Genomic DNA, 11,025 nt, shown 5'->3' on the forward strand with positions numbered 1-11,025 from the left:
CAAGGAGAGAGAATCCCTTCAGCCAGAAAGTGTGACCCATGTCTCCGGAATGATCTGTTACCTATGTCTCCGGATTCGCGACTTCTGGCACGCTGGTCGGTTATCACATAGCGGTTATGCGGCGGGAGCCATCAAGAGCGCGTCGGATTGAATCTTGGCCAGAAGCTGCCGGTGACGGCGCGAATCGGAGTCGAAGCTGATAACCGATCGACCGGGCGGCCGATACGCAGAGGTGACGGCCCGGCCGATATCCCGTAAACTGGAGGATGGAGGACGGCATGACGATCGACGAGGTCATCGAGCAGTTCCCGGTTTCGCGCAGCCACGTCAAGGCCGTGCTGGAGTTTGCCGCACGCAGCCTCGACGCGCCGGTCCCGGCACGCTGATGCGGGTTCTCTTCGACAACGGGACGCCGAGGGGCGTCGGCGCGGCCCTGACGGAGCACCTCACCATCATCGTTCTTGGCAATGGTCGATGGCGTCTGATCAAGAACAGGCTGCCGACGATTGGCGCAGCGGTTGCCGCAGCGGCGCCAGGCAGTTTCGCTGAGATCGACATTCCTATTGCCTGAACGACCTATCCCTATCAGAAGGCCCACCTACTACCACGAGTGGCGAACGCACCTCTCGCTGGACAAGGACGAACCCGTCCCGCGGGTGACCCACCCGCCAAGCGGCGAAACGATCATCCAGATTCCGCACCTCGGCGGCTGGCATCATCATTCCGAACGTCGGGCCGCCTGATCATCGATCTCGATGCCATCGACCGCTCGGAATGGGTGGCGATCGCGACGACCGGCCCCGACGGCCCGCATTTGGCCGCAACGTGGGGCGACTACGTTCGGGCGCTTGGCGTGCCGGACAACGTGATACTGATCCCGGCCGGAGGCCTGCAGACCACCGAGGCGACACGTTTCGTGCGGTTCTTGATCTTGTTGGGCCATGATGTGGACATCGAGGATTCACGCGACTTGTCGTGAGTTCTGACGCGTGCACGATCGTCGGCGCACAATACCTGAGACGCATGGATTTTCGAGTCATTTCAGCGCTCTGACAAAGTAGTATTAGGATGTGGGAGTATCGCTCCAAGCGCCTGCCTGTGCTTAAGGAGCGCGAGATGGCCAGAACTCATCGCTTGTCGACAACCGGTGCTCTGATTGTCTGCTTGGTTGCTGCTCAGGTGAGCGGCACGCTCTTCGCGAGCGAGGAAACACCTTCGTCGATCGCCGCACCCTCGTCACGGTCGGTGGTCAACGGCACATCAGAAGCGCAGGGGCTGAACGCAGCAAGCCCCGCGCCTGTAGTCTCAGCCAGCGAGCAGCCCGCCAGCGCGGCCGAGCTTCCACGGCCAACTGTGGAACGGTCACGCTTCACGCTCAACGATGAGTTCCTCACCGCGAACGCGCCACTCGGACCGGCCAGTGCGCAAGTCTGGCGCAGCACACTCAAAGTCGCACGCGTTGAATCCCGCTCCCTCACCCAGTGGGGTGGTTACAGAGGTCGAGGAAGGGGGGCCGTAACGGAGCCATCGCGGCAATAGCCCTCGGGGCGGTCGCCTCGATAGCGGGCGGGGCGATTTTGGTGTATGCCAACAGGCCCGAGTGCCGCACTACGAACCACATGGCGAACGGCTGCAGCTACGGCACGAAGGTCGTTGGCGGCGCCGTGCTCTCGGCGGGAATAGTCGGGCTGCTCGTCGGAGCGTCAATATGGAGATAGCCGCATTTGAGGATGTTCCGGTGGCGTAGAGCAAGGCCGTTCGGGCTACAGCCTGGGGGCGCGGACTGAAGATCGCGGCGAGGCGCCCGTCATGCGCCGCGGCGCGCAAGGTCCGCACGTGCACGTGGGGTTCGTTTGGCAGGAGTTGAGGGGGCAACCGCTGATGCGCTGGCCGCCTCACCGTCAGCGTCGCTGCCCGGCGGATGACGGCGGCTGGCGGCGATAATCGATCGGCCCGCGCGCCTCGATCTTCCGCAAGACCGGGGAGATCGGGCGCGATGACGCGGTGCGAGGACCGGAACGCGTCAATCTGCTTCTGCCAGACGCCGCGACTGAGAGGGAACCCATGCACGAAGACCAGCGACACCCCTCGTCCCTCGTCGACCGTACTGAGATTGATGATGTTCGTCGTCTGCACGAGGGCTCCTTCCCCTTCAACTGGAGCGCGCGAGATACGCCACGTAAGCCAGGATGATGGCGATAGCCACAAGTGCCAGCCGTGCCATTCCCATCATGCTCGTGTGACCGACAGGCCGCGTGCCTTTGGGTTGAATCGCGGTGACAGCGGCCACAGCAGCAACGATGACCGCCAGAGTGAGCCATACGAGCCAGTTCATGGCTCAACTATGTATGATCAGAGTCTGCGCCCGCTGTTCAATTGTGGACCTCCGAGTCGTCTACCGGCATCGTCAATGGCAGCCGCGCGCTGACGGCGTCCTTTCCTGTCAGCCTCTCGAGCATCTTCTGCTTGTACGCCAGTGAGAATGGCCTGGTCACGTCGTTGTCGCTTCCTCGCCCCGCTGGGTCAGAGTCCAAGGGCAAGCGACAACTATCCTGACGCAGGGGGCCGGAATGATCTGTTACCTATGTCCCCGGAACAGACCGCCCACCGCCGGAATGATCTGTTACCTATGTCTCCGGAATAGACGGATGGCAGGTGGCCTGCCAAGCCGAAGCAAGGCGAGGAGAGAATCAGGCCGGAGCCTTGCGAAGGCTGGCGCGCCCGCCCGCCTTCGTTGCCGCTGCTCTTCTCATGCGCGATGGTCGCGGTCTTGCTGGCCATGTCAGTCCTGGACAGAAGGTGAAACCGTACGGTGTCGGAACCTGCCCGCGGGTGCGCTCGTCAGGCTACATGCGCGCGAACGTAATCAGTTAGGACGCGGTGGATCAACGTCTGGTACCCGACGTTGCTGCGCCTGGCTTCTGTGCGGAAGCGTTTCAACACCTCCGGATCCAGCCGGATCGCAATGAGCTGCCGAGCGTGGGTTCCGATTGGCGGCCGCCCGACACGTCGCATCCCGCGAAGTTGTTCGTCTGACGCTTCCGGAAGGTCCGAGAAGTCAATCGCCCGCCGCGACTCGGACGCGGGCCTGCCCGCCGAAGCTCGCGGACCAGTTGAGTGCGAGCTGGAGTCCAACCGGCGGCAATATGACTGACGGTCACCGTGTCGCTACCGCCCGCCCACTCGCGTGCGCACGCTGTAGAGCGACGTACGCGCGGTGATAAACAGCGTCCGACCGTCTCGACCACCGAACACCAGTTGGGTCGGACGCTCAGGCGTTTCGATGGTCTCGACGAGTATTCCCGACGGGTCGTAGACGTAGATCTGACCCGCCGCCACGTAGACATTGCCTGACGCATCCACCGCCACGCCCTCGCCACCCTGCTGCACGAACGGCTTGAACTCGGTAAAGTTCCCGTCCGGACCGAGCGTCCCGCGCCACGTCGTCACCTCCGCCTCGCTCGTCACGTAGAACGGCTTCCCCGGCTGGCACGACGCCAGACCAAAAGCGCGCAGCAGATCCGCTCCCTTGACCCCCCAGCTGGACGCGCCACTCACGAAGTCACTGCCGGCCGTGATGTACGTGGTGCCATCCGGCGACAGGAAATGGAACGCCTTGGCGGGGGGCATGCCCGTCGCCTGATCTGTCGCGACACGCCAGTCACCGACGGCGCGCACGGCGGTCAGCCCCGGCCTTGGTGCGGCGTCGACCGGCTTGAGCAGTTCCATCTGGTCGATCGGCGTTCCCGGCTTGAACGCATAGATCGTGCCGGTCCCCGCGTACGACACCACCATCAGGTTGCCCGCCTTGTCGAACGCCAGGTTGACCGGGTCGAGCGGCACGTCACGCTCGGTGGACAGTTGCCCGCTTGTCTCCGACCACCGATAGATGCGCTGCCGGCGGGCGTCAACAAAGTAGAAGTTGCCGGACGGGTGGACGGCGCCGCCCGAGATGTTAAAGAACCCACCCGCCAGTTTTCGCACGGTCGCCCCGGCATCGAGCACCGCCGACTTCTTCGCGACCCTCGGGGCGGGGGGGCCACCCGAGATGTCCAGCCACGCGAACTCGCGCTGCCGGACCTCGACGTTGTGTGTCTGATCGTAGACCGACACGTCAAACGCCACCTTGCTGTTGCTGTATGAGTGGACGTTTCGGAATCCGATGTTCTTCGAATCCGTCACCTTCACCGCCCACGGGAATGGCTGGTAGGAGCTGATGACCTTGTACAGGTGCAAGTTGGCGAACGTGATGTTCCGGGAGTTGTCGATCTCAAGCGGAAGCGCCAAGCCGCCTTCGCCGCGCTCCTCCTCGGTCTGGAGCGCGTAGATTCTCCAGTTCGCCGCATTCCGGACCTGGATCTCGTACCGGACGTGGTGTTCACTCGACATCTGGTAGATTCGGCCCTCGGTCGTCGTATCCGAGATCAGCAGGCCCGCCGACGCAAAGGAACTCGGGGTCCAGACGTCGAAGAACGTCCCGCCACCCCCGTCAGTCACCCACAGGCTCGGGTACTGGCCGTCCCAGCGCCGATTCGGATCCGCATCGGCTGTCCGGTTGTTGTTGTAGGGAGTTGCGCGCGTCCCGTCCAGGTTGTTGGTGCCATGGCCACCAAGAAGACGAACATCGTTCATCATCGAGTGCTTGCCGGCCATCCACTTCACGCCCACCGCGCGCGGGTTGATCCCGTTCGTGTAGACGCCGACGCCGATCATCACGTTGGTCCCGCCCTTCGGCGTCTCGATCATCGGCCTGGGCGGACCGACGCCCTGAAACCCCGCTGCCTTGTCGAGCAACACGAACGCAGTCACGAGGGGGTGCAGGCCAATCAACATCGTGTCGGGTTTCAAGGTCAGCGTGTCGCTGATCACGTAGTACCCCATCGGCAGGTAGATCGTCTTGTGGGCGGCGATCGCCTTGCGAAAGACCTCCGTGTCGTCCATGCTCCCGTCGCCCTTCGCGCCGAGCGATTGAATGTTGACCCACGATTCGGTGGGCGGCAGCGGGACGAGATCGGACGCGACCGATTCAGGCATCGCGGTCAGCACCATGGTCTCGAACACATCCGCGAGCCTGGGCGTCGCCCCGATGTCTGCGTAGTGCAGGCCGTGGGAGAACACCGTCGTCTCGTAGATCGCGCCGGGCGCGGCGAAGCTCTTTCCGCTGTCACGCAATCGCGCGAACGTCGGAACGCGGCGGCACACGACGTTCTCGATGTTGATCTCGGTTCGCGCGTTGTCTTCGAGACTGATGACGACTGCCGGGCCTGAGATGTCCTCCATCCGCCCGTCCTTGATCCACAGTTCGTCGCAGGCGTTCGCGTCGATTGAGACGGCCGTCGGCACGTTCTTGAAGGAGGGCCTGACCAGCGTGAGCCCGGCCATCGTCTCACGGATGGCCGCCACCTTCTGTCCTTCGAAGTACGCGTCCACCGCAGTGAACTGCCAGCCAGGCGAGGGGGTACGCGTCCAGATGCCGTACTGCCCGCCGATAAAGCGGACGTCTTCCATCACGTTCCCGGTGTCGTGCACGCCGGCCAGGGCGGAGCCGAGATGGAAGTCCATGTGCGCGAGGAAGCAGTGCTGCGCGTACGTGCCGCGGATCGCGACCGCGCCGGGATTCCCTTCGCCGATCTCGACGTCGATGTTGGACATCGCCGAGTAAAACGTCCCGGGATTGGCGTCAAGCGGCCCGCCGCCGGCGGCGGTTGCGCCCGGCCGCTGGCCCGCAAACAACAGCATCTGGCGTTCGGCGTTCCAGTCCTGGTACCCGGGCGTGTCGGAGGCCAGCACGAAGACCGGCCGCTTCGCGCCGTAGCCGATCACGCGGATTGACGGCCACACGTAGATGGTCTTCGTGATGCGGTAGCGACCCTCGGGTACGAAGACGACGCCCTGGCCGACGATCTCCTGAACCCGGTCAATCGCCCTCTGGATCGCGTCGGAATCGTCGGTGACGCCGTCGCCCTTTGCGCCGAACGACTCGAGGTGAACGGCCTTCGGATCAACCGGGCACATCGTGTAGTACGACGGTCCCGCCCACGCCGGGATGGCGACGACCAGGATGAACACAAGGGGAATGAATCGTTTCAACACGGACCGCTGCTCCGTTCTTCCGTCGTGCACCACCCGGCCGACCGGGGGCTCGCTGGCCCTGCGCGGCGCATCTCGCGCGCGGCGTAACGAACGCGTGGAGATCGATGTCGAGCACCTTGTGCACAGTGTCCTTTTGCCCATTCTTCGCTCGGCGGGTCGCTGTGCCATCCTCAGTACGTAATGACACGCCACGCGCCGCCAGGCATTGACGCGCCCACCGGATCGAGAACCCACAGAAAGGGCATGTGACGCCTACCCCGAGTTGTTCGGATCAAGCACAGCCGCAGCTCCGGGTATTCTGTTCGGGGGGTGCATCACCTCGTCGCTCCAGATTCCAGGGCAAGTGTACTCGCAACGAATGTCGGCGTCGCTAATGTTGCGGGAAGTCCGTCGGGATGTTGCCGTACTGCAGGACTGCTTCGACGATCGCCTCATCAACGCTCGACGGTACGCGGGTATGGACGGGCTTCCAGGTGCAATAGTGCTTTGGCGGATCCGGCTCTCCAGCGGCGCCTGTCAGAAAATCTATAAGTCGTTCCACCGGGATATTCCCGGACCGGTTGCGGAGCAGCAGCGACACGTGCGGCTGCTTGATGCCCAGGATCTCTCCTGCCTGCGCCTGCGTCAGGCGGCGCGCCTTGATGTTGCGGTAGATTTGCAGCGTCAGTCTGGCCTTGAGCAGTTTCTGTTCCAGATGGGGCAGGCCGAGGTCGGCGAACACGTTGCCGCTGCTCTTCTCGTGTGCGATTGTCGTGGACTTCTTTGCCATAGTGGTGGCGCCTTCGGCTACCGCCACACGTGGGCGTCCGCCCCGCTCATGCCTGTGCCTGCTCCACGCGTTCTAAGGTCGGCAGTTTCTTGATAGCTATTCCGACCTTCTCCTCCGCTCTTCGCAACTCGTAGAGGTTCTGTAGATTCAACCAGAACTGCGCGCTCGTGCCGAAATAGTGCGCGAGACGCAGGGCCGTGTCGGCGGTGATGGCGCGCTGCCCGTTGAGAATCTCCGTCACCCGATTGGTCGGCACCTTCAACTGGCGCGAGAGTTCCGCAGCGCTCATGTCGAGCGCTTCAAGGTCGTCCGCGAGTACTTCGCCGGGGTGGATGGGGGTACGGGCCATGTTCACGACCTCCCTAATGGTAATCAACAATCTCAACGTTCACGGGCCCCGGGGATCCGTCGGGCCATTCAAAGCACACGCGCCACTGATCGTTGATGCGGATGCTGTACTGGCCCTTGCGGTTTCCCTTCAGCGCTTCGAGCCGGTTCCCCGGCCGACGAAGGTCAGCGAGAGCGGTCGCGGAATCAAGCTGCGCCAGCTTGTGTTCGACCGGTCGTTCGAAGCCGGAGTAGGCCTTGACCCGTTTCTCGCTGACAAAGTCCCTGGTCCGCTTCCCTCGGTAGCTGACGATCATTCATGCCATGGTGACACGTGTGTATGCGTTACGTCAAGCGTATTGACATGGCGCGGGTGGCCTTAGTCGTGACGTTTCGCAAGACGGTCCTCCCCAATTCCGGGCCGTGGCGCTATCCCGCTGGGCTGGGGTCCCGCCACCACCTCGGGTCGGGCCGGCGGTCTGGATTCCCGCTCCGACTGTGCTCGTGAGGCGAAGTGGTCCAGCGTTGCTCATGCCGATCGAGCATGCATCGCACCGTCCCAGCAACAGGACGCGTTGCCAGAGAACGGGCGACGGCGTTCTCTTCCTCGACTCCCACTGATAGATGACGGCCTTTCCGGCCGCGCCAACGCGTCGGGCCAGGCCGTCTTGCGTGAGGCGGAGCCGACGACGAAGGGCCCGGAGCTGCTGGTCGTAGTCGGGCGGAACCGTCGGCAGGGGCGCCGGACACGCCTTCTGGCCGCCAAATCGGCGGTAGTGCGTGGCCATGAACTGCTCGGCGGCGGCGCGCGTGGCCAATCGCCTCGGCCGACCAAACACGGACTTCACCGAGAAGTGCGCCTCGAGTCTGCCGGTTCGGACGGCGGCCTGCAACGTTCGGATGTGGACGTGGAGTTTCTTGGCCGGTGATCAGGAGCCGTTTCGGCGGGATCGCGCGTTCGATCGAAATGGCTGCATGGCGAAACACTCAGAGGTAGTGTCCCGTCAAGTGGTGGACTTTCGTCGGCGTCCTTCCTGAGTTCTCGTGGTCGTGCGCGTGGACGCTGCCGGAGCTGAGGACGGACAGTGCACCGCCCTCGAGCTCCTTGGAAAACCCCGCAGGGTTTTCCACCGCGCCCGCCCGCGTTCGCAACTCCGTTGCTTCGGCGGACTGTTGGCCTGCCAAGCCGTAACATCGCGAGGAGACGTGACAAGCCGGAGCGATGCGAAGGCTGGACCCACGGCTTAGAAGGCCCGTTGTCCGATTCGCGAATTCAGGCCGTATTTCGACGATTCAGGCCTGTTGATCGGTTATGTATAGCGGTTATATTTTCGTGCGCGTCAGTTCGTCTGCGATGCGAATGTGGGCCTGAATCGGCGAACTTGAGCCGATTTGGACCAAAAGGCTATAACCGATCGGTGCGCCTCGATCGAAATTGCGCCATTCTTCACGGTCGTACGCGCTGATCGCAACATCTTCTGCAGCGCAACGGAGGTACGAGGGGCGACAGCGCGTTGTCGACGAGGAACTTCACAGCGTGGATGCGAGGGGAAGGTCGCGCTCGCGAACGGCGGACGCCGCAAACCGAAGCGCCTCACGCACGTCGTCTTCGACGAGGTCCGGGTAGGCCTCCAGGATCTCAGCCGTGGTCATTCCCTCGGCCACCATGCCGACGACAGTCGCCACGGGGATCCTCAGGCGGCGAATGCAAGGAACGCCGCCTAGTTGGCGGGAATCGGCGGTGATTCGAGTGAATTCCATGTTCGGCCTCACGCGCTGAATTGGTCTCAGCCTACATGAGTAATTATACCTGTGCCTGTTGAAAATGCCGTTCTGTTTGCGACGGTTGATGTTGCGACCGCACCGTGGCTACCCTCTTCGCCGATGATACCGGTCCTCGTGTCCTTCCTGCTGACCCTCCAAGGTTGTTTACGCGCACGCATCGCCTCGTGCCAGCGTCGAAGTGATCTGTTACCTATGTCTCCGGAATCGACCGGCGGAAATTGGCGCGCCCGCCCGCCTTCGTTCGGATGACCGCCCGCGAACTTCGGCGCGCTGGGGGTAAGCCAGCCATAGCTCGCCACGCTTCACCGCGAGCGAAGGCTGGCGCGCCCGCCGCCCCTCGGCAAGCTCGGGACGCCCTGAGCCCGTCGAAGGGCGCGACTCGAACGCGGGCCCCCCGGCTTAGAAGGCCCGTTGTCTGAGACCCTCAAGAACAGGCCAGTATTTGCCGATTCTGCGAACCCAATCGGTTATATATAGCGGTTATCTTTGCGTGCGCGCCAGTTCGTCCGCGATGCGGATGTGGGCCTGAATCTGCGAACTTGAGCCGACTTGGACCAGAAGGCTATAACCGATCGCTGCGCGGGCCTCGAGTTTGCGCCAGACTTGCGCGGTCAAGGGAGCCCGCCCGGGCGGCGGGCCACCATTCGGTGGCCGCGAATCAGGCGACCTCGGCGAGCGCGCGAGGGTTCTTGATGGCGATGAGCAGGAGTGTCCTTGCGGCGCCTGACGGCGCGCGGCGGCCCTGCTCCCACTCTTGAAGCGTGCGAACCGACACGCCCAGCAGGTTCCCGAATGCTCGACACCGACGGCACCGTCGTGACGCGCCCGTGCTCGCCCCGTTTGAGTTGACGAAGCCCTTCCAAGATCTCGGCGCCAATGATTCGCTTAGACAGTGCCATCGATCTCCTCCTTGATCTTCTTCAGGACATGCCCCGGGATGCTGTCCTCCTCGTTCTTGGCGTACAACGTGAGCATCCAGATCTCGTCCTGTCGCGACCTCAGGTAGTAGATGACTCGGATCCCGCCACGCTTGCCGCGGCCTGCGACACCCCAACGAAGCTTGCGGACCCCACCGGAGCCGCGAATCACGTCGCCGGCGTCCGGCTTCGTGACGAGCGCCTGCTGCAAGGCCGAGTACTCATCGTCAGAGAGATACTGCTGTACCAGAGATGTAAACAGCTTCGTCTCAATGAACGTCAGCACACTGGGGAGTATACGTCACGGCCGTAGATACGTCAAAGACGTAAGACCCAGTGCGCACTCGAGCGCGGCCTCAAATGCACTGAGCGGCAGAACCGCCGGAGCCGGTGGGATAGGCCAAATGGAACGGCAGTCGTGATCACCGGTCACTGGAGAGGGTGGCCGCGACCACCGGCCACTCGGGCCGGAGGTCGTGATCCCCAGTCACTGGGGCCGGGGATCATGATCCCCAGTCACCGCGGCCGGGGGGCGCGATTACCATTCATTGCGGCCGGCGATCGTGAACACCAGTCACCTGTTTGACGTCCGTCCAGGATAGGCGTATGGTCAAACCGTTCTTTGCCGGTCAACCACGCGGCGTCAAGGCAAGATCGCAATGGCGCGTCGTTGCTGCTGCTGCCAGCCCGTCAATCGCTCCCCGCCCAGGGTTCTACCTGGTCCTGGCTTGATCCCGAGAGCCTCCCTCGACATCTGCCCCCGGTCTTACCAGCCGTGACGTTCGCGCGCGGCCGTCGGTGTGTGAATCCGGGAGGACCCTATGAAGAGATTATGGCTGGCACGAACAGCCTTCATCGTTTCCGTTTTCGCGATGGTCCCTGGCGGCGCAGCCGCGCAGGACGTCACGCCGCCAGGGCTGGTGAGTTTTTCCTTTGCTCCGACGAGCATTGACGTGAGTGGTAGCGCGGCGGACGTGGCGATCACCCTCCGCGTGACGGATGAGCTGTCCGGCGTCTTGAGCGGGTACATGTACTTCTATAGCCCCTCGTCAGGGCAGTACGGTTTTGCCTGGTTCGATTCGCGGATGCGCATTTCCGGAGACGCCCACGACGGTGTGTACCAAGTCACGATGA

General features: G+C 63.2%; 11 protein-coding genes and 1 pseudogene. 3 read left to right on the forward strand and 9 right to left on the reverse strand.

What is annotated here, in order from left to right; translation table 11 throughout:
• The first annotated feature begins 385 nt into the window (after window positions 1–385).
• Together NTV05_02260 and NTV05_02265 are read left to right on the forward strand one after the other, a co-directional pair.
• Complete coding sequence (locus NTV05_02260) at window positions 386–571, forward strand: hypothetical protein (GenBank protein ID MCX6543220.1); 186 nt, start codon at window positions 386–388, stop codon at window positions 569–571.
• A 207-nt stretch (window positions 572–778) separates the two neighbouring features.
• Window positions 779–979, forward strand: coding sequence for a hypothetical protein (locus NTV05_02265; protein MCX6543221.1), 201 nt, complete (start codon window positions 779–781; stop codon window positions 977–979).
• Window positions 980–2,152: 1,173 nt separating this feature from the next.
• On the opposite strand, the gene NTV05_02270 is transcribed toward NTV05_02265, so the two are convergent.
• The 9 genes and pseudogenes from NTV05_02270 to NTV05_02310 form a co-directional block, all read right to left on the reverse strand.
• Complete coding sequence (locus NTV05_02270; GenBank protein MCX6543222.1) at window positions 2,153–2,335, reverse strand: hypothetical protein; 183 nt, start codon at window positions 2,333–2,335, stop codon at window positions 2,153–2,155.
• Window positions 2,336–2,372: 37 nt separating this feature from the next.
• Entirely contained in the window at window positions 2,373–2,495 is a 123-nt protein-coding gene (locus tag NTV05_02275; protein ID MCX6543223.1) for a hypothetical protein, read from the reverse strand.
• A 673-nt stretch (window positions 2,496–3,168) separates the two neighbouring features.
• Window positions 3,169–6,093, reverse strand: coding sequence for a glycosyl hydrolase family 28-related protein (locus NTV05_02280; protein ID MCX6543224.1), 2,925 nt, complete (start codon window positions 6,091–6,093; stop codon window positions 3,169–3,171).
• A gap of 370 nt (window positions 6,094–6,463) precedes the next feature.
• A complete protein-coding gene (locus NTV05_02285; protein MCX6543225.1) occupies window positions 6,464–6,862 on the reverse strand; it encodes a helix-turn-helix transcriptional regulator in 399 nt (132 codons plus the stop codon).
• 46 nt (window positions 6,863–6,908) lie between these two features.
• Complete coding sequence (locus NTV05_02290; protein ID MCX6543226.1) at window positions 6,909–7,211, reverse strand: HigA family addiction module antitoxin; 303 nt, start codon at window positions 7,209–7,211, stop codon at window positions 6,909–6,911.
• A 13-nt stretch (window positions 7,212–7,224) separates the two neighbouring features.
• Entirely contained in the window at window positions 7,225–7,506 is a 282-nt protein-coding gene (locus tag NTV05_02295) for a type II toxin-antitoxin system RelE/ParE family toxin (protein ID MCX6543227.1), read from the reverse strand.
• Between the two features lie 1,213 nt (window positions 7,507–8,719).
• Complete coding sequence (locus tag NTV05_02300) at window positions 8,720–8,950, reverse strand: DUF433 domain-containing protein (GenBank protein ID MCX6543228.1); 231 nt, start codon at window positions 8,948–8,950, stop codon at window positions 8,720–8,722.
• Between the two features lie 682 nt (window positions 8,951–9,632).
• Window positions 9,633–9,873 (reverse strand): annotated as a pseudogene (locus tag NTV05_02305) (transcriptional regulator).
• On the reverse strand, window positions 9,860–10,174 hold the full coding sequence (locus NTV05_02310; protein ID MCX6543229.1) for a type II toxin-antitoxin system RelE/ParE family toxin: 315 nt from the start codon (window positions 10,172–10,174) through the stop codon (window positions 9,860–9,862). Before NTV05_02310 ends, NTV05_02305 begins: the two are co-directional and overlap by 14 nt.
• Before the next feature lie 538 nt (window positions 10,175–10,712).
• On the opposite strand from NTV05_02310, the gene NTV05_02315 reads away from it, so the two are divergent.
• Window positions 10,713–11,025, forward strand: a 313-nt coding sequence (locus NTV05_02315) for a hypothetical protein (GenBank protein MCX6543230.1), incomplete at its 3' end; no start/stop codon positions are given.

Source organism: Acidobacteriota bacterium (assembly GCA_026393755.1).
Taxonomy (GTDB): domain Bacteria; phylum Acidobacteriota; class Vicinamibacteria; order Vicinamibacterales; family JAKQTR01; genus JBAXOX01.

Excerpts from the sequence above, each read along its gene's own strand:
- NTV05_02260 (MCX6543220.1), top strand. The coding sequence starts at position 386 with ATGCGGGTTCTCTTCGACAACGGGACGCCGAGGGGCGTCGGCGCGGCC.
- NTV05_02270 (MCX6543222.1), bottom strand. The coding sequence starts at position 2,335 with ATGAACTGGCTCGTATGGCTCACTCTGGCGGTCATCGTTGCTGCTGTG.
- NTV05_02285 (MCX6543225.1), bottom strand. The coding sequence starts at position 6,862 with ATGGCAAAGAAGTCCACGACAATCGCACACGAGAAGAGCAGCGGCAAC.
- NTV05_02290 (MCX6543226.1), bottom strand. The coding sequence starts at position 7,211 with ATGGCCCGTACCCCCATCCACCCCGGCGAAGTACTCGCGGACGACCTT.
- NTV05_02295 (MCX6543227.1), bottom strand. The coding sequence starts at position 7,506 with ATGATCGTCAGCTACCGAGGGAAGCGGACCAGGGACTTTGTCAGCGAG.
- NTV05_02300 (MCX6543228.1), bottom strand. The coding sequence starts at position 8,950 with ATGGAATTCACTCGAATCACCGCCGATTCCCGCCAACTAGGCGGCGTT.